Source organism: Synechococcus sp. EJ6-Ellesmere, from assembly GCF_024345875.1.
In the GTDB taxonomy this organism is placed as follows: domain Bacteria; phylum Cyanobacteriota; class Cyanobacteriia; order PCC-6307; family Cyanobiaceae; genus Regnicoccus_A; species Regnicoccus_A antarcticus.
In genome coordinates, this window is the sequence record NZ_JAGQBY010000015.1 from 14,080 (window position 1) to 30,884 (window position 16,805).

The window sequence follows — 16,805 nt, forward strand, 5'->3', positions numbered from 1 at the left end:
AACCAGCAATGTACGGAACCCAGGGCTCAGGTGGAGAGTCGGTGCCGCTTGGTGCCAGAGGGGGCATCATCGGATTCGATGGGCTTGAGCCATGGGGCCGAATCACCACTGCCTCAGGCTCAATCGTCTGCATGGCTTCTCAATGGTGCTGGCGCTGGCCTCTGGGTTGATGCCTGTGTCAGCCGAAGCGGCTGTCGTCAGCACCTCCGCCCAGGCGGCTGCCCAAGAAACGATCGAGGCTGTCAGCCGTCGTCGGCGGACCCTCGTGGGCTCCAGCTATCTCCGTGTGCCTGCTGAGATCCAACGGGAGGTGGAGGCCTATGCCGTTGAGCAGCGCCGTGCCATGGAGGCGGCCGGTGGTTGTTCCCATGGGGGTGGGTCCGGCATCCCGTCGCCGTTTGAGCGCCTGCTGCTACCTGCTGGCTGGCACTTGCTGGGGGAGGTGCTGGCCTGCCCTGCCTTCCCTGGCTACTGGACCTCGGAGCGGGTCGCCCTGGAGTGGTGGAGGTCGCCGCAGCACAGACGCATCGCCTACAGCAAACCATCGGCTTCGCATCTGGCCTGCAGCTGGGTGCGCCAGGGCGTGATGGGGGCGAGCCGTGAGTCGGTGCTTTGCCTGGTGTTCAAGGCCAGCGGTGGTGGCTCTGGTCAGCCATGAAAAAACCCCGTCCGGATCTCGGACGGGGTTGAGGTGATGCTGATCAATCGGTTTCAGCCGAGGCCGATCTGGCCGAGGATGCCCTGGCCGGTGAGCAGTTCGGTGGCCAGGCCGATCACGAAGCCGAGCATGGCCAGACGGCCATTCCAGGTTTCAGCGAAGGAGACGAAACCGAAGCGGGAGTCGGAGCTGGACATTGCATGTGAAGCAGTGTTGCGCAAATTGTAACAGGAGGTAACCGCTCTGTCCATGGTCCTGGAGCTGGCCGCAGGGCCCTGGGATCTTTGGCGAGTCGTCCCTGCTCCCGTAGCCTCCCTGCAGATCGCATCGGTGTTCGGTGGGGCCAAGGCAGAAGGGTGTTCAACCGCTGCTGTGCGGCTACTACGGCGAGCACAACCTGGGCGACGATGCCCTGCTCAGCGCCCTGCTGGCCCAGTTGCCCGAGGGCTGTGATCCCGTGGTCACGGCCTTCGATCAGGGGGAAGTGCAGCAGCGCCTGGGGGTGCGCACCTGTCCGCGGCGCGATTTCAAGGCGGTGCGCCGTGCTCTCGACCGTTGTGATGCCCTTGTGCTGGGCGGCGGCAGTTTGCTCCAGGACGCCACCAGCTTCCGCAGCCTCCTTTACTACGCCGCGTTGATCATCTCGGCACGGCTGCAGGGCAAGCCTGTGCTGCTCTGGGGCCAGGGACTGGGACCCCTGCGCCGTCGCCGCAGCCGCCTGCTGGTGCGGAGACTTCTGAACCTGGTGCAGGCCAGCAGCTGGCGCGATCCGGACTCGGCAGGGCTGGCGGCTGCCTGGGGACGGCCCGGCCAGCTCGGCAGTGATCCGGTCTGGTCGTTGGCGACCAGGCGCTGGCATGGGCCAGGAGGCCCCCTGGTGCTGTGCTGGCGGCCCACACCCCTGTTAGAGGGCGAGCGCTGGAGGCCCCTGCTGGAGGCCCTCGATGCCGTGGCGGCCGAGGCGAATCGAGAGGTGGTCTGGCTGCCGTTTCACCGGGATCAGGACCGGGGTTTGCTCGCTTCGCTGGATCGCCAGGGACTGGTCCCCCGGCGGCTGGCCCAGCGCAGCCGCCAAGAGCTTGTGGCCACTCCCGAGGAGGCGATGGAGATCTTCAGCGGCGCCTCCCTGGTGCTCTCGATGCGGCTGCACGGGTTGATCGTGGCGGCCCTGGCCGGTGCCCCCCTGGTGGCCCTCAGCTACGACCCGAAGGTGCGAGCCGCCGCCCAGGCGCTGGCCTGTCCCTGCCGTGATCTGGAGCAGCTGCAGGACGCCCACGCCCTGCAGCAGGAGTGGCTTGAGCAGTTGGAGAGCCCCCCCCAGCCGCTGGTGGTGGAGGGGCTGCGCCATGACAGCCGCGTTCATCGTGAGCTGCTGAGCCGCTGGCTGGGCCACTGAGCTCCCTCAGGCCTTATCAGCGCTCACTCAGGCCTGCATGCGCTTGAGCTCCTCGAGCACTTCGCGGCTGTGACCCAGGGGGCGCACCGCCACCCAGCGGGCCCGCAGCACCCCGTTGGGGTCGATCAGAAAGGTGTGCCGCTGGGAGAACGGAGCAATCCAGGATCCATAGCTCTGGCTCACCGCTCCGCCTGGATCGGAGAGCAGGGGAAACACCAGCCCCTCGCTGTCGCAGAAGGAGGCATGCTCGGCCACATCATCCGCGCTGATGCCCACCACCTCGGCGCCATATTGATGAAACTGCTCGAGGTCTTGCTGAAATCCCCTGGCCTCCAGGGTGCAGCCGCCGGTGAAATCTTTCGGATAGAAGTAGAGCGCCAGCCAACGGCCTTGGAAGTCGTTGAGCCCGAGGTTGCCGGAGGCATCAAGGCCGGGGCCGAACCCCGGCAGACGAAAGTCTGGGGCAGGTTGATCGAGAGCAGGCAAAACACCCCCCATGGCCTGAGCCTTACCGGGCCAGGCCAGGAGGGGTGCGGTCAATCCGGGAATCACCAGAGCGGCGGTGGCGTGAACGAGCGCTCCTTCCAGGAGTTGGCGGCGATTCACAACGACGGAGCTCTGAGACGACTCAGAGTTTGGCCAGATTGACGCCCAGTTCGCGAGCGTAGGCGTCGAGGCCTTTTTTCTGGATGGTGCGCAGGGTGCGGGTGGCGACGCGCAGCTTCACCCAGCGGTTGCCTTCAGCCCACCAGAGACGCCGTTCCTGCAGGTTCACCTGCTGAAGTTTCTTTGTGCGCACGTGGGAATGGCTGACCGCCATGCCGTTGTTGGCGCGCTTGCCGGTGAGCTGACAAACCCGGGACATGAAGGCAACCGATACTCAGTGGACGGGCAGCAACCAGGGACCTGGATGGCGCCAAGGGGCCACCTTAACAAAGGGGTGGACCTGCCAAAGCGGAATCAGCAAGGCTGGGCAGCAGCACTCAGGGCTTGATCAGCTGGCCAGCGGGGTTGATGGCCGCTCGATCGATGGATTGGCCTTTGGAATCCCAGGCTTGGATCAGCAACTGCTTGTTGCTGGCCGTGAGCTCGGCGAAGCTGTGGGCGCTAATGGCTCGGGCGCTGTTGGGCCCGGGGGTCACCGGGCGCAGATAGGCGCCGCCACCGCCCACCACCAGGTAGGTGGTGCCATTGATCGGCTTGCTGCGCTCGTAGTTGTGCTCATGGCCGTTGATGTAGAGCTGCACCCCGAATTGTCGAAACAAGGGAGCCAGTCGAGCCCTGGCCGCTTCGTTGTTGCCGTAGTGCCCGGAGGACTGGATCGGATGGTGAGCCACTACCACCTTCCAGGGAGCTTGGCTGGCGGCGAGGGCCCGTTTCAGCCAGGGCACCTGGCGACCCCAGTCGGCGTTGACGTTGGAGTCGAGCATGAAGAACTCCACCGGCCCCCTGGCCAGGGAGTACCAGCGTCCCTTCATCCCGAAGGGGCGATAGGCGATCTGGGGATTGCCATTGGCCGTGCGGATGTCGTGGTTGCCCAGCACGGCATGGAAGGGCACGCCGGCATCGAGCAACGCCTTGTAAGGGGTGGTGAATTTCTCCTTCACCTGGCTGATGTCGCCCTTGGGATAGATGTTGTCGCCCCCGAGCACCACCAGATCCAATGGCCGGGCGCGATGGACGGCCGCCATGGCCCGGCCCACAGCCCGCTGGGGCTCGTTGCCGCCGCCGGTGTCGGCCACGGCCAGCCAGTGCAGGCGGGCTGCTTCAGGTTTCGCCGGCGTGGCGGCCTGGCCAGGGCTCTGACGCTCCAGCAGAAGCGTGCCCGCCAGAGCTCCGCCCAGCAGTAGTCCCAACAGCTCGCGGCGGCCGAGGCGCCTGGTGTCCATGGGCTCAGATGGGGGAGAGGAGGCTCACGCTATCGGCCGAAACCACCCAAAACCTCACCGCCCAGGGCCTTCCTGATTCAGCCGCGGATGGGGAGCGATGAAATGAAACCCGGGTGATGACTTGAACCTTTTGAGCCAACACTTCAGGGCGCAGGTCCAGGGCGGTTTGCGCCGGAGCCTCAGAGGCCCCTCTCCATCAGCCGGCCCATCAGGTCGGCGCTGCGCTGCTGGAAACCGGCCAGCTGGTTCGGCTCGAGGCCTCCCACCGCCAGGCGGGCCAGTTCATAGATGTGGCAACTGAGCTCCTGGGCCAGCTGCTGGCTGGGGGAGCTGGTGCCCACACCCGTGAGCACGGCGCCACTGGAGAGTTTCTGCAGGCCCGCCACCAGGGGATGACGGCGGTTGACCACCAGCACATGGTGGTCAGGCAGTCCGGGCAGGCGTTGCTCCATCAGAGCGCCGATATCGTTGAGGCGGCGCATCTGCTCCGGCAGCAGAATTAGGGCCGCCGGGGTGTTCTCCCCCTTGAGCGCCTGGACCTGAATGGTCACCTTCTCGTTGGCCAGGGCGCCATTGAACAGCTCCCGCAACTTCTCGGAGCTGTCGGTGCCGTCGGCATCACTCAGGCTGCTCTCCTGTTCCTGGATGCTGGCGTCGAGTTCCGCGTCCACCCGCTGGAATTTCAGCTCCCCGTGGCGGTCTTCAAGCCAGGGGATGAACTGGGCATCGATCAGGGTGTCGGCGAGGAGCACCTCAGCCCCCTGCCCCTGCCAGAGGGCCAGCGGCCCGGCCTGGGCGGCTTCATCGGTGCAATAGAGGATGCGCTGATTCTCCGAACTCTCGAGGCGACTGCGGTAGCCACTGAGGGTGGTGTAGGCCTTCTCGCCAACGGCGACAGGGTCGGGCTCGGCCGCCGCTGCGGTGGTGCCGAACAGGATCAGCTCGGCCACCTGATCGGCGAACTTCTCGTCTTCCATCGCGCCGATCTTGATGAAGGGGGCGATCCCCTCCCAGATCTCGGCATAGCGAGCGGGCTCATCACGGTGCAGCTCCTTGAGCCGGTCCCCCACCTTCTTGGCCACGAAGCCGCCGATCGAGCGCACCCGCCGATCCGTCTGCAGGGCACTGCGGCTCACGTTCAAGGGGATGTCGGGGGAGTCGATCACCCCACGCAGGGGCAGCAGGTAGCGGGGCACCACCTCCTTGACCGAGTCGGACACGAACACCTGGTTGCAGTAGAGGCGGATTTCGCCTTTCTCCCAGTCGGCCCGGCCGGTGATCCTGGGGAAGTAGAGGATCCCCTGCAGGGTGTAGGGGTAGTCGGTGTTGAGGTGAACCCAGAGCAGCGGGTCACCCTGGAAGGGGTAGAGGTAGCGGTACAGGGCGATGTAGTCGTCGTCGCTGAGATCGCGCGGGCTCTTGCGCCAGGGCGCCTCCCGCTTGTTCACGGTTTCTCCCTCCAGCTGCACCTCCACCGGCAGGAAGTCGCAGTAGGTGGTGATCAGGGAGCGGATGCGGGCCGGTTCGATGTATTCCAGCTCCTCCTCCTGCAGGTGCAGGATCACATCGGTGCCAGGCTCGGCGCGCTCGCCGGTTTCCAGGCTGAAGTTGGGGGAGCCATCGCAGCTCCAGCGCACCGCTTCAGCGCCGGGGCTGGCGCTGAGGCTGATCAGCTCCACCCGCTCGGCCACCATGAAACTTGAATAGAAGCCGAGGCCGAAATGGCCGATGATCGCGTCGTCTTCGCGCTTGTATTTCTCGAGGAAGTCCTCGGCACTGGAGAAGGCCACCTGGTTGATGTAGCGCTTCACCTCATCGGCGCTCATGCCGATGCCGTTGTCACTGATGGTGAGGGTTTTGGCCTCACGGTCGATCCTGATGCTCACCAGCCCTTCGGGGCCTTCGCTGCAGTCGCTGGCCATGGCGGCCATGCGGCGCTTGCTGATGGCATCCACCGCATTGCTGACGAGTTCCCTGAGGAACACTTCGTGGCCGGAATAGACGGCCTTCTTGATGATCGGGAAGATGTTTTCGGTGTGGATCTGAATCTGACCCTGTTCCAGCACCGTCATGATTCCGTCAGCTTGTAAGGACTTCAGCTGACCTTACGCTCGGCCCTTCACCGGCCTCAAGCTGCTGCGGGGAGGGGTCACCGAACCTCGCGGGGCGTCGTCCTGCTGGCCAGCCGACAGCTAGGCGGAGCGCTGCAGATCGGCCCGCTCCTCCGGCAGGATCGCGCCGCTCACGGGGCAGACCTGCAGGCAGATGCCGCAGTCAATGCAGGTGTCGAAATTGATCCAATAGAAGGATGTGCCCTTGCTGTTGGCTCCCTGGCCGGGATGGATGCAGGCCACCGGGCAGGCATCGACGCAATCGGCCACGCCCTCACAGATGTCAGTGACGATGCTGTGGGCCATGGCTGCGGAGTCCTGCGGTGCCTGATCTTAGAAATTCACCCCCCTGGCCGAGGTGCCTGATGGTGGTGGGACGGGCCTGGGTTCAGGGGAGCCACTCCAGGGCCGAGCAGCCCCGGCGCTGGGCTGCCGCTTCGGCCTCGTCGCGGCTGGGGCAGGCATCGGGGAGCAGTTCGGCGCTCTGGCCCTGGCCGTGCAGGCCAGAGAGGGCCTCCAGGGCGGCGGCCAGGCTGGAGCTCTGGCCGTAGGCCACCAGCACCGGCCGGCCGGCCGGGTCGCGGGCGCCTGGTCTGAGCAGCAGATCGCGGATGTCCTCGATCGAGAAGCCGAATCCAACCCCGGCCGCCTCCGTGGTCTCGGCACCGAAGCGGCCCACCAGGGCGTCGTAGCGACCGCCGCTGGCGATCTCCACCGGCGCCTCGGCCCCCAGGCAGACCAGCTTGAGCACGATCCCGTCGTAGAGATCGAAATGGGGCTGGAAACTGGGATCCAGCTGCAGGCCGATGCCCAGCCGGGCGGCTGTCGGCGCCACGATCTCCAGAGAACCCGCCAGTTCATCGATCAGGGGGCTCTCACCGAGATGACGGCGCAGCTCGGTGAGCACCGCCGCCGGTTCCCCGCGCAGGCGCATCAGCTCCTGCAGCCGATCGATCTGGACCTGGGACAAGGGCAGGCGGGCGATCGCCAAAGGATCGAAGCCCGAGAGAGCCTGGCGCGCGCTGGAGCGATGGGCGGCGGGCAGGTCGTCGAGCAGGGCGGAGAGCACGCCGTGGTGGCCCACCAGCAGCCTGGGTTGATGGCTGGCCTGCAGGCCAAGGGTTTCGCTGCAGGCCAGCAGCAGGGCCATCAGCTCGGCGTCCGCCGCCGCGGAGCTCACCCCCAGCAGCTCAACGCCGCTCTGGAGCCGCTCGCTCAGGCGCTGGCCGCCGCTGTCCCCGGTGAAGGTGCGAAAAATGCTGCCCTCCGCCCACAACCGCAGCGGACGGGGCCGATCGGCCAGGCGGGGGCAGGCGGCCCCCGCGATCGAGGCGGGCAGCCCGGGGCGCAGCCCCAGCGGTTCCTCCGCGGTGAGGCGCGCCACCTCCCGCTCGGCGATGCCGCCACCGGCCTCGAGGGTGTCGAGCCGCTCCACCATCGGCGGCGCTACCTCCTGGTAGCCCCACAGCCGGTAGACCGCGGCCAGCCGCTGGCAGAGCTGGCGGTTGCGGTCCACCTGGCGCGGGTGGAGATCCCTGGCGCCAGCGGCGGGTTGCAGGGCCATGGGGACGGAGGAGCTGGGGGACGGGAGACGCTGGATCCTATGGAGCGGTTGGGGCTAGGACTCGAGCTCCGGAGCCCCGAACAGGTGGCCGGGCAGGGGGCGGCAGTGGCCGAGACCATCGATCAGGGCCGCCTGCAGGCCCGGCGTGCAGGCGATCAGCCGGCCCTCGGCCAGGGCGGCTGGACTGCCGTCGTAGCGGCTGACCACACCGCCCGCCTGCTCAACGAGCACCACACCCGCGGCCAGATCCCAGGGGGAGAGGCCCCTCTCCCAGTAGCCATCGAGCCGGCCGGCGGCCACGAAGGCCAGATCCACCGCCGCCGCACCGCCGCGACGCACGCCGCGGCTGCGATGGGTGAACCAGCAGAACTCGCTGTAGTTGGTGTCGGGCTGGCTCTGGCGGTCGTAGGCGAAGCCCGTGACCAGCAGCGAAGCGGCCAGGTCGTTGCAGCCACTCACCCGCAGCGGCCGGTCGTTGCACCAGGCCCCCAGGCCCGGGGCCGCCCAGTAGAGCTCCTCGAGGGCCGGCACGCTGATGGCCCCCAGCAACGGTGCACCCTTCCAGGTGAGGCCGATCGAGGTGGCGAAGAAGGGATAGCCGTGGGCGTAGTTGGTGGTGCCATCGAGGGGATCCACGCACCATTCCAGCTGCGAGCCGGTGCTGCGGCGTCCGCTCTCCTCCGCCAGCACCCCCAGCTCCGGTGTGCGGGCTTCGAGCACGGCCAGCACCGCCTGCTCCGCCGCCAGATCAGCCTCGGTGACCAGATCCCCGGAGCGGCCCTTCTCGCGGATCGATTCCAGCTGGCCGAAGTGGTGGGCCAGCACCCGGGCGCCGGCGCCGGCGGCCTCCCGGGCCACTTCAGCCAGCCGTTCAAGCTCGGAGGGCTCCAGGGCTGAATTGAGCAGAGCCTGCTCGGAGAGGCTTGGCACGGGCTGGGGACTGGTCGGTGTTGCGGGCTTCATCATTCCTCCTCCAGGGGCAGGCCTGGCGTCACCCGCCCGCGGCCGAAATAGCGTCCGAACTGAAGCTCATAAACCTCGTCCTCGTCCTGGGTTTCCACCTCCAGGGGGCCTGTGGCCCTGGCCACGCAGAGCAGGCCGTAGCCCTGACGGCGCAGATCCTGGGAGAGTCCCAGGGCCTCCTGCTGATCGATCTCACCGGAGATGACGCGCACGGCACAGGTGGTGCAACAGCCGTTGCGGCAGCTGAAGGGCAGTGGCTGCCCCTGGGCCTCGAAACTGCGCAGGATGTACTCCCCTTCGGGAACCTCCAGGCGGATCAGCCGTTGTTCCTGCCGCCAGTGCACCGTGATCGGGAAGCGTCGTGTCATCGGATGGAATTGGAGCCTCTGGGCTGACTGCTACATTGCCATCTGCCCCATAACAGCCGCTGGAGAGGTGGCCGAGTGGTCGAAGGCGCAGCACTGGAAATGCTGTATAGGGGCAACTCTATCGAGGGTTCGAATCCCTCCCTCTCCGCTTCCAACCACCGAGCCGGCTCCCGCAGCCGGCTTTTTTGTGCCCTGATTCAGCTCTGATCCAGAGCGATTGCGCTGAGGCCCGATAAGCATGGATCAGCAGGGTTTGCCTGAATTCATGTCCTCTCTTCCAAGCAGTTCCACTGGCAGGTGTGGCCAGAGGGTGTTCAGCCGAAGCGGCCGGTGACGTAATCCTGGGTGGCCTGCTGCACCGGGGCGTTGAAGATGCGCTCGGTGTCGTTGAACTCCACCAGGTAACCCACCTTGCCGCTGCCGCCTTCCACGGCTTCGGCATTGAAGAAGCCGGTGTAGTCCGATACCCGTACCGCCTGCTGCATGTTGTGGGTGACGATCACGATGGTGAAGCTCTTCTTGAGCTCATGCATCATCTCCTCGATCTTGAGGGTGGAGATCGGATCAAGTGCCGAGCAGGGCTCGTCCATCAGGATCACCTCCGGCTCCACGGCGATGGCTCGGGCGATGCACAGCCGCTGCTGCTGGCCGCCGGAGAGGGCATTGCCACTCTCCTTGAGCTTGTCCTTGGTTTCATCCCAGATCGCCGCCTTGCGCAGGGAGCGCTCCACCAGCTCATCCATGTCGCCCTTGTAGCCATTGATCCGAGCCCCAAAGGCGATGTTCTCGTAGATGCTCTTGGGGAAGGGGTTGGGCTTCTGGAACACCATGCCGATGCGGCGGCGTACCTCCACGGGATCCACCTCTCGGGCATACATGTCCTGACCATCGAACACCACGCGACCACGCAGGCTGCAGCCCTCGATCAGATCGTTCATGCGGTTGAGGGCCCGCAGGACGGTCGATTTGCCGCAGCCGGAGGGGCCGATGAAGGCGGTCACCCGATTGCGGGGGATGTCCATGTAGACATCACGCACGGCTTCGAAGCTGCCGTAGCTGATGGTGACGTTCTCCAGGCTGAGGCAGCTGGGCAGGGTGGAGCTGGTGCTGGGTGGATTCAGGGTGCTGGTCATGGCTGGGTCAGGGTGGTGGTGGTGAAATCCGAGCTCAGGGGGCTAGCTGGAGGCGAACCGGCGAATCCAGCGGGCCAGCAGATTGGCTCCAAGAATCAGCATCACGAGCACAAACGACGCGGCCCAGGCCAGGGAGTTCTGTGCCTCGTAGGGCATGATGGCGAAGTTGAAGATCAACACCGACATCGACGCGATCGGGTTGAACAGACCCTCAGGCCAGAAGGGTGAGAACAAGGCCGTGAAGATCAGGGGAGCCGTTTCGCCGGCGGCCCGGGCGATGGCCAGGACCACCCCGGTGGCGATCGGAGTGAACGCGCTGGGCAGGGTGATGCGCGTGATCGTCACGAACTTCGAGGCACCGATTCCGATGGCTCCCCAGCTCAGTTCCTGAGGCACCAGTTTGAGGGATTCATCGGTTGTTTTGATGACCGTGGGCAGCATCAATACAGCCAGGGCGATACCACCGGCAGCGGCGGAATAGGACTGACCGAAGAACAGACGGGTGGCCACGATCGCGCTGTACACGAACACGCCGCAGATGATTGAAGGCACTCCGGCCAGGATGTCGTTGCCGACGCGGATGAACTGGGCGAACCAGCCACTGCTGGCGTACTCCGCCAGGTAAACCCCTCCTCCCACACCCACTGGAATGGCAATCAGGGAGGCCACCAGGGTGACCACGAAGGTGCCGATGATGGCGTTGGCGATGCCGCCTCCTTCAAGGCCAGGGGCCGGAGGAAGCTGGGTGAAGAGGTTGACGCTGATCAGCTTGCCCCCCTGGATCAGCACATAGATCAGTACCAGGATGAGAGGGAGCACCGCGATCAGACTGAACAGCCCGGCAATCAAGGTGAAGAGCTTGTCGGTGCGGTTGCGCCTCAGCCCCGGATTGAAGTGCAGCGAGCGGGCTGGACGGGCTGGTGTGGCAAGGGTCATGGCGGGCTGCTCAGTTGTAGCTCAGGCTGAACTTGCGAACGATCCATTGGGCGAGGATGTTCACGGCAAAGGTGAGCAGCATCAGAATGAAAGCTGCATAGAGAAGGGCCGACACCTGGATGCCATCGGCCTCGCCGAACTGGTTGGCAAGCATCGCTGAGATGGTGTTGCCCGGCGCCAGCAGTGACCAGCTGAAGTTCATCGAGTTGCCGATGATCATGGTCACGGCCATCGTTTCACCCATGGCACGGCCCAGAGCCAGCATCACGCCACCGATGATTGAGGAGATGGCCGCCGGCAGGATCACATTGAAGATGGCGGTCCAGCGGGTGCTGCCCACGCCGTAGGCCCCCTGGCGCAGCTCCTGGGGCACCTGGTTGAGAGCATCCCGGGAAATGGCGGTGATGATCGGCAGGATCATGACCACGAGAATCAGGACCGCCGGGGCCATCCCGGGTCCCTTGGGGGCCGTTGAGAACAGGGGAAACCAGCCGAGGCTCTGGTGCAGGAAACTGAGGAACGGCCTGAGCAGCGGCTCCATCACGAAGATGGCCCAAAGACCCAGGACCACCGAGGGGATTGCTGCCAGCAGTTCCACCATCACGCCGATCAGCTCGCGCCAGGTGCGCGGAATCAGATTTTCGGTGATGAAGATGGCGGTTCCCACCCCCAGCGGTACGGCAATGAACAGCGCCAGCAGCGATGACACGAGAGTGCCGTAGATCGCTGTGAAGGCGCCGTACTGGCTGTTGACCGGATCCCAGCCTGAGGTGACCAGGAACGAAAGGCCGAAGGTGGCCATCGCCTCCCTGGCCCCGTTGAACACCGTGAGGAAGATGCCGAGCAGCACCACGGCCACCAGGGACGCCAGCACGATCGTGAGCAGCTTGAAGCCGCTATCGATGCTGCGTTCCGCCCAGGGGCGTCTGCGCAAGGTGAACTGATCCTGGCCCGATTCAGATCGGATCACCATGGAGCTACAGAAGAGAAGACGAGTGGCCTGCAGTGGCTGCCCATGGTCAGAACCTAGGTTGCGATCCAGGCCCGCGACCACTAAGAACGCCTTAACACCGGCCGGGATTGAGCGGCTCAGGGCGCAGCCGCCCCGCAGGCTTCCGGCCAGGAAGCCGGTAGTTTGGGGCTTCGCTTTGGGGATGCATGGGCCGGATCGTTGGCATTGACCTGGGCACCACCAATTCGGTGGTGGCGGTGCTGGAGGGCGGTCGGCCCCAGGTGATCGCCAATGCCGAAGGGGGTCGCACCACACCGTCGGTGGTGGGCTTCAGCCGTGATCAGGAGTTGCTGGTGGGGCAGCTCGCCCGCCGCCAGCTGGTGCTCAACCCCCGCAACACCTTCGCCAACCTCAAGCGCTTCGTCGGCCGCAGCTGGGACGAACTCGACGACGGCAGCCTGGCCGTGCCCTACACCGTGCGGGCCAACGACCAGGGCAATGTCCGCATCGTCTGCCCCGTCACCGAGCGGGAGTATGCCCCCGAGGAGCTGCTCGCCAGCATTCTGCGCAAACTCGTCGACGACGCCGCCACCTACCTGGGCGAAGCGGTGGAAGCGGCAGTGATCACCGTTCCCGCCTATTTCAATGATGCCCAGCGCCAGGCCACGCGCGACGCCGGCCGTCTGGCGGGGCTCACGGTGGAGCGGATCCTGAATGAACCCACAGCCGCGGCCCTGGCTTATGGCTTCGACCGCAGTGCGGTCAAGCGTGTGCTGGTGTTCGACCTGGGTGGCGGCACCTTCGATGTGTCGGTGCTGCGCATCGCCAATGGCGTCTTCGATGTGAAGGCCACCAGCGGCGACACCCAGCTGGGCGGCAATGACTGGGACCTGCGGATCGTCGACTGGCTCTCGGAGGCCTTCGAGGCCCGTCATCAGATGGATCTGCGCCGGGACCGCCAGGCTCTGCAGCGGCTGAGCGAGGCGGCCGAAAAGGCCAAGCAGGAGCTCTCCGGCGTCACCACCACTCCGATCTCGCTGCCGTTCATCGCCACGGGCCCCGAAGGACCCCTGCACATCGAGACCAGCCTCGAGCGGCGCACCTTCGAGTCCCTCTGCCCCGATCTGCTTGATCGCCTGATGCGTCCAGTGCAGAGGGCCCTGCGTGATTCAGGTCTCACGGCCGATGACATCGACGACGTGGTGCTGGTGGGCGGCAGCACCCGCATGCCGATGGTTCAGGAGATGGTGCGCACCCTGATTCCGCGCGAACCCTGTCAGTCGGTCAATCCCGATGAGGTGGTGGCCATCGGTGCGGCGGTGCAGGCCGGCATCCTCACCGGCGATCTGCGTGATCTGATGCTCAACGACGTCACCCCCCTCTCGCTCGGCCTGGAGACGATCGGCGGGGTGATGAAGGTGCTGATCCCGCGCAACACCCCCATTCCCGTGCGCCGATCGGATGTGTTCAGCACCTCCGAGGCCAACCAGTCGGCAGTGGAGATCCATGTGCTCCAGGGGGAGCGCCAGATGGCGGTGGATAACAAATCGCTGGGGCGCTTCCGGCTTTCGGGCATTCCGCCCGCCCCCCGGGGTGTGCCCCAGGTGCAGGTGTCGCTCGACATCGACGCCAACGGCCTGCTGCAGGTGTCGGCCACCGACCGCACCACTGGCCGTCAGCAGAGCGTGAGCATTCAAGGGGGCTCCAACCTCAGTGAACAGGAGATTCAGGCGCTGCTGGAGGAGGCTCAGCGCAAGTCCGCCGAAGACCGGCGCAAGCGGGTGGCGGTGGATCGGCTCAACCGGGCCCAGACCCTGGTGGCCCAGGCGGAGCGCCGTCTGCGGGATGCCGCCCTCGAGCTCGGTCCCTACGGCGCTGAGAGGCAGCAGCGCTCCGTGGAGATGGCTCTGCGCGAGGTGCAGGTCCTGCTCGACGATTCCGACCCGGCCGAACTCGATCTGGCTGTCAGTCAGTTGCAGGAAGCCCTCTATGGTCTCAATCGCCGTCTGATCAGCGAACGCAAGACGGAGTCGGGCCCCTTGCAGGGCCTCAAAAACACCCTGGGCTCGATCAAGGACGACCTCTTCTCTGACGAAGACGACTGGGACGAGTGGGACCGCTCTCGTCCCGGCCCCTCCGAGCGCTGGGGAGGGGATCCATGGGCTCCCCCGTCCCGCAACGGCGGCTACCGGGAGGAGGGCTACTCCTCCTACGAAAGTCCACGGTTGGAGCGCTCCAGGCCCGAGCCTCCCCGCCGGGAGCCTCCACGCCCCGATCGCTCTGATCGCTATGAACCGGCCGCCGAAGGGCGCCGGCGCCCCAGTCCCAGGGCCGACGATCCCTGGGCTGAGGACTGAAGACGGTGAGCCGCAGCCCCACCGCCACAGTCGGTGATGACTACTGGGCGGTCCTCGGGCTGAGCCCGGGGGCCGATGCCGCGGCCCTCAAGCGCGGCTTTCGTGCCCAGGCGCGCCGTTGGCATCCGGATCTCAACGGCAACGATCCGGTGGCCGAGGAGCGTTTCAAGCGGGTCAACGAGGCCTATGCCGTGCTCTCGGATCCACGCCGCCGCCAGGCCTGGGAATCCGGGCGGGATCCCGGATCGCTGAGGGCCGAGCGCGCCGATCCCTTCACTACGGGTTTCCCCGACTTCGACGACTATCTCGATGCCCTGTTCGGCCGACAGTCTCGTCCGGATGCACCCGGGGAGACAGAGGCCGATCTCGAGCAGGAGCGGCCGGAACCCTCTCGGCCTCGGGAGGAGCCAGGGGTCGAGGTGACCCACGCCCCGCCCCCACCACCGCCGGTTCAGGCCGCCAACGATCTGGAGACGGTGGTGGATCTCAGCCCCGAGCAGGCCCTCGCCGGCACCCGGCTGGAGCTGGAGCTTCCAGGTGGCCTGGCGGTGGAGCTCTGGACACCTCCCCTGGCCGGAGATGGCTGGCGCCTGCGCCTGGCCGGTGTCGCCCCGGGCGGGGCCGACCATTTCCTGCAGCTGCGGGTGCGCCGCCCTGATGGTCTGCGCATCGACGGCCTGCGGGTGCACTACGACCTGGAGCTGTCGCCAGCCGAAGCGGCCCTGGGCTGCAAGGTGGTGGTGCCCACTCTCGAGGGGCGGGTGCAGCTCACGGTGCCACCCTGCTCCTCCAGTGGTCGGCTGCTGCGCCTGCGGGGTCTTGGCCTCAGCCAGGGAGAGCGGCGCGGCGATCAGCTGGTCGAGCTGCGCATCGTTCTGCCGGAGCAGATCAGCGACGCCGAAGTGGCGCTCTACAGACGGCTGGAGGAGTTGTCCCGCGATGGCTGAAAGGCCCTACAGCGCAGGCGACAATCAATGGGACACTGAGCGGCTGGGATTGGTTCGCTTCATGCCCGTCCATGTGCTGCTGTTCGAAGCAGGCACCGACAACGAAGGCATTCACTCCCTGGAGCTGAATGGCCGCACCGTTGTGCTGCTGTTCGAGGAACGGGACGATGCCGAGCGCTATGCGGGTCTGCTCGAGGCCCAGGATTTCCCCGTCCCGAGCGTGGAGGCGATCGAGCGGGAGGAGATGGAGCTGTTCTGCGGCCAGGCGGGCTATGAGGCCCGTTTCGTGCCTTCCGGCTTCCTGCCCAGCTCCCCGGAAGAGCGCCTGCTGATTGCTCCGCCGGAGCGGAACATGGATCTGACCCACTGGAAGGACGAGCCCAGCCGCTCTGCCGCTCCCCAGGACAGCGGCGAGGAGAGCAGCCCCGAAAATGCCGAGCTCGAAGCCTTCCGCCGCCGCTTGGAGGGCCTGCTGTGATTCCCCCTGAACCGGGCGCCGCCCTGGCTGGATCCGCCGCCCCCGACCGTGGCCATCTGCTCACCGAGCAGGCCAACCCAGCCAGTGCCAGCCTCGATCAGCTCAGCTCCAGCGAACTGGTCGATCTGTTCTGCAGGGAAGACGAGAAGGCGCTGCTGGCCATGGAGGCGGCGGCACCGGCCCTGGCTGAGGCGGTGGAGGCCATCAGCGCTCGCCTGCGCTCAGGCGGCCGGCTGTTCTACCTCGGTGCCGGCACTTCCGGGCGCCTCGGCGTCCTCGATGCGGCCGAGTGTCCTCCCACCTTCTGCACCCCCCCGGAGCTTGTTCAGGGTGTGCTTGCCGGCGGTGCACCGGCTCTGCTGCGCAGTTCCGAAGGCCTTGAGGACCTGCGCGAAGCCGGCCGTGATGATCTGATCGAGCGGGGCTTCACTCCCGCTGACGCCCTGGTGGGCATCGCTGCTGGCGGCACCACCCCCTACGTGCTCGGCGGCCTGGAGCATGCCCGCTCCCTCGGCGCCCTGGCGATCGCCATGGCCTGCGTCCCGCAAGAGCAGGCGCCGATGCCCTGCACCATCGACATCCGGCTGGTCACCGGGGCGGAGCTGCTCACCGGCTCCACGCGCCTCAAGGCGGGCACGGCCACCAAGATGGCTCTGAACATCATCTCCACCGGGGTGATGGTGCGGCTGGGCAAGGTGTACGGCAACCGCATGGTGGATGTGGCCGTCACCAACAGCAAGCTGGAAGACCGTGCCCTGCGCATCCTCAGGGACCTGGCCGGGGTGGAGCGTGAGCGGGGATCCGAGCTGCTCGCTGCCGCTGGCGGTTCAGTCAAGCGGGCCCTGGTGATGGCCGCGGCCGGTCTGAGCCCCGAGCAGGCCGATGCAGCCCTGAGCGCCCACGACGGCCAGGTGCGGCAGGCCCTGGAGCAGCTCGGTGCTCAGCTGGCCTGAGCTGCAGCGGCCGTTTCGAAGGGCCCCCAGTAGGGGGAGGTGAACAGGTCGAGTTTGCGGCGGGTGTCAGCCGGCACCTGCTCTTTCGGGGTCATCAGGG

18 protein-coding genes and 1 tRNA gene are annotated in these 16,805 nt (G+C 66.4%); 7 read left to right on the top strand and 12 right to left on the bottom strand.

Features of this window, described 5'->3' with window-relative positions:
* Positions 1-91 precede the first annotated feature (91 nt).
* Complete coding sequence (locus tag KBY78_RS02830; RefSeq protein WP_255142243.1) at positions 92-658, top strand: hypothetical protein; 567 nt, start codon at positions 92-94, stop codon at positions 656-658.
* 53 nt (positions 659-711) lie between these two features.
* On the opposite strand, the gene KBY78_RS02835 is transcribed toward KBY78_RS02830, so the two are convergent.
* Positions 712-855, bottom strand: coding sequence for a chlorophyll a/b-binding protein (locus KBY78_RS02835; protein WP_006171518.1), 144 nt, complete (start codon positions 853-855; stop codon positions 712-714).
* Positions 856-995: 140 nt separating this feature from the next.
* On the opposite strand from KBY78_RS02835, the gene csaB reads away from it, so the two are divergent.
* On the top strand, positions 996-2,054 hold the full coding sequence (gene csaB, locus KBY78_RS02840) for a polysaccharide pyruvyl transferase CsaB (protein WP_255142244.1): 1,059 nt from the start codon (positions 996-998) through the stop codon (positions 2,052-2,054).
* 27 nt (positions 2,055-2,081) lie between these two features.
* Here csaB and KBY78_RS02845 read toward each other — a convergent pair whose 3' ends face one another.
* The 8 genes from KBY78_RS02845 to KBY78_RS02880 all read right to left on the bottom strand — a co-directional run bounded on the left by KBY78_RS02845 (position 2,082) and on the right by KBY78_RS02880 (position 8,949).
* Positions 2,082-2,660 (bottom strand): peroxiredoxin, encoded by a 579-nt coding sequence (locus tag KBY78_RS02845; protein ID WP_255142246.1) that lies wholly within the window; start codon positions 2,658-2,660, stop codon positions 2,082-2,084.
* 22 nt (positions 2,661-2,682) lie between these two features.
* Positions 2,683-2,919, bottom strand: a complete 237-nt coding sequence (rpmB, locus tag KBY78_RS02850; protein ID WP_006171515.1) for a 50S ribosomal protein L28 — start codon at positions 2,917-2,919, stop codon at positions 2,683-2,685.
* A gap of 118 nt (positions 2,920-3,037) precedes the next feature.
* A complete protein-coding gene (locus tag KBY78_RS02855) occupies positions 3,038-3,943 on the bottom strand; it encodes a metallophosphoesterase (protein ID WP_255142248.1) in 906 nt (301 codons plus the stop codon).
* Between the two features lie 179 nt (positions 3,944-4,122).
* Positions 4,123-6,015 carry a molecular chaperone HtpG gene (gene htpG / locus KBY78_RS02860; RefSeq protein WP_255142249.1) on the bottom strand — a complete coding sequence of 631 codons (1,893 nt, stop codon included), beginning with the start codon at positions 6,013-6,015 and terminating at the stop codon, positions 4,123-4,125.
* A 120-nt stretch (positions 6,016-6,135) separates the two neighbouring features.
* Positions 6,136-6,360, bottom strand: a complete 225-nt coding sequence (locus tag KBY78_RS02865; RefSeq protein WP_006171512.1) for a ferredoxin family protein — start codon at positions 6,358-6,360, stop codon at positions 6,136-6,138.
* 82 nt (positions 6,361-6,442) lie between these two features.
* Entirely contained in the window at positions 6,443-7,618 is a 1,176-nt protein-coding gene (locus KBY78_RS02870) for an ATP phosphoribosyltransferase regulatory subunit (protein ID WP_255142251.1), read from the bottom strand.
* Between the two features lie 54 nt (positions 7,619-7,672).
* Complete coding sequence (locus tag KBY78_RS02875; protein WP_255142252.1) at positions 7,673-8,548, bottom strand: inositol monophosphatase family protein; 876 nt, start codon at positions 8,546-8,548, stop codon at positions 7,673-7,675.
* A 32-nt stretch (positions 8,549-8,580) separates the two neighbouring features.
* On the bottom strand, positions 8,581-8,949 hold the full coding sequence (locus KBY78_RS02880; protein ID WP_006171508.1) for a 2Fe-2S iron-sulfur cluster-binding protein: 369 nt from the start codon (positions 8,947-8,949) through the stop codon (positions 8,581-8,583).
* Positions 8,950-9,010: 61 nt separating this feature from the next.
* On the opposite strand from KBY78_RS02880, the gene KBY78_RS02885 reads away from it, so the two are divergent.
* Positions 9,011-9,097, top strand: a tRNA-Ser gene (locus tag KBY78_RS02885).
* Between the two features lie 166 nt (positions 9,098-9,263).
* Here KBY78_RS02885 and pstB read toward each other — a convergent pair.
* The 3 genes from pstB to pstC are packed head-to-tail and all read right to left on the bottom strand — an operon-like array spanning position 9,264 to position 11,991.
* Positions 9,264-10,082 carry a phosphate ABC transporter ATP-binding protein PstB gene (pstB, locus tag KBY78_RS02890; protein ID WP_006171507.1) on the bottom strand — a complete coding sequence of 273 codons (819 nt, stop codon included), beginning with the start codon at positions 10,080-10,082 and terminating at the stop codon, positions 9,264-9,266.
* Positions 10,083-10,124: 42 nt separating this feature from the next.
* Complete coding sequence (gene pstA, locus KBY78_RS02895) at positions 10,125-11,018, bottom strand: phosphate ABC transporter permease PstA (protein WP_255142253.1); 894 nt, start codon at positions 11,016-11,018, stop codon at positions 10,125-10,127.
* A gap of 10 nt (positions 11,019-11,028) precedes the next feature.
* Entirely contained in the window at positions 11,029-11,991 is a 963-nt protein-coding gene (gene pstC, locus KBY78_RS02900; protein ID WP_255142254.1) for a phosphate ABC transporter permease subunit PstC, read from the bottom strand.
* A 185-nt stretch (positions 11,992-12,176) separates the two neighbouring features.
* Between pstC and dnaK the strand changes: the two genes are divergently transcribed.
* From dnaK to murQ, 4 genes are all read left to right on the top strand, one after another.
* The gene (gene dnaK / locus KBY78_RS02905; protein ID WP_255142256.1) at positions 12,177-14,327 is read left to right on the top strand and encodes a molecular chaperone DnaK; all 2,151 of its coding nucleotides are present in this window, start codon (positions 12,177-12,179) and stop codon (positions 14,325-14,327) included.
* A gap of 5 nt (positions 14,328-14,332) precedes the next feature.
* On the top strand, positions 14,333-15,274 hold the full coding sequence (locus KBY78_RS02910; protein ID WP_255142258.1) for a DnaJ C-terminal domain-containing protein: 942 nt from the start codon (positions 14,333-14,335) through the stop codon (positions 15,272-15,274).
* A 61-nt stretch (positions 15,275-15,335) separates the two neighbouring features.
* Positions 15,336-15,752: a DUF3110 domain-containing protein gene (locus KBY78_RS02915; protein ID WP_006171502.1), complete on the top strand. Its 417-nt coding sequence runs from the start codon at positions 15,336-15,338 to the stop codon at positions 15,750-15,752.
* A complete protein-coding gene (gene murQ, locus KBY78_RS02920) occupies positions 15,749-16,705 on the top strand; it encodes an N-acetylmuramic acid 6-phosphate etherase (RefSeq protein ID WP_255142259.1) in 957 nt (318 codons plus the stop codon). The genes KBY78_RS02915 and murQ overlap by 4 nt, the downstream gene beginning before the upstream one ends.
* Positions 16,706-16,805: the final 100 nt, after the last annotated feature.

Excerpts from the sequence above, each read along its gene's own strand:
- KBY78_RS02830 (WP_255142243.1), top strand. The coding sequence starts at position 92 with ATGGGGCCGAATCACCACTGCCTCAGGCTCAATCGTCTGCATGGCTTC.
- KBY78_RS02835 (WP_006171518.1), bottom strand. The coding sequence starts at position 855 with ATGTCCAGCTCCGACTCCCGCTTCGGTTTCGTCTCCTTCGCTGAAACC.
- rpmB (WP_006171515.1), bottom strand. The coding sequence starts at position 2,919 with ATGTCCCGGGTTTGTCAGCTCACCGGCAAGCGCGCCAACAACGGCATG.
- KBY78_RS02855 (WP_255142248.1), bottom strand. The coding sequence starts at position 3,943 with ATGGACACCAGGCGCCTCGGCCGCCGCGAGCTGTTGGGACTACTGCTG.
- htpG (WP_255142249.1), bottom strand. The coding sequence starts at position 6,015 with ATGACGGTGCTGGAACAGGGTCAGATTCAGATCCACACCGAAAACATC.
- KBY78_RS02865 (WP_006171512.1), bottom strand. The coding sequence starts at position 6,360 with ATGGCCCACAGCATCGTCACTGACATCTGTGAGGGCGTGGCCGATTGC.
- KBY78_RS02870 (WP_255142251.1), bottom strand. The coding sequence starts at position 7,618 with ATGGCCCTGCAACCCGCCGCTGGCGCCAGGGATCTCCACCCGCGCCAG.
- KBY78_RS02880 (WP_006171508.1), bottom strand. The coding sequence starts at position 8,949 with ATGACACGACGCTTCCCGATCACGGTGCACTGGCGGCAGGAACAACGG.
- pstB (WP_006171507.1), bottom strand. The coding sequence starts at position 10,082 with ATGACCAGCACCCTGAATCCACCCAGCACCAGCTCCACCCTGCCCAGC.
- pstA (WP_255142253.1), bottom strand. The coding sequence starts at position 11,018 with ATGACCCTTGCCACACCAGCCCGTCCAGCCCGCTCGCTGCACTTCAAT.
- pstC (WP_255142254.1), bottom strand. The coding sequence starts at position 11,991 with ATGGTGATCCGATCTGAATCGGGCCAGGATCAGTTCACCTTGCGCAGA.
- dnaK (WP_255142256.1), top strand. The coding sequence starts at position 12,177 with ATGGGCCGGATCGTTGGCATTGACCTGGGCACCACCAATTCGGTGGTG.
- KBY78_RS02915 (WP_006171502.1), top strand. The coding sequence starts at position 15,336 with ATGCCCGTCCATGTGCTGCTGTTCGAAGCAGGCACCGACAACGAAGGC.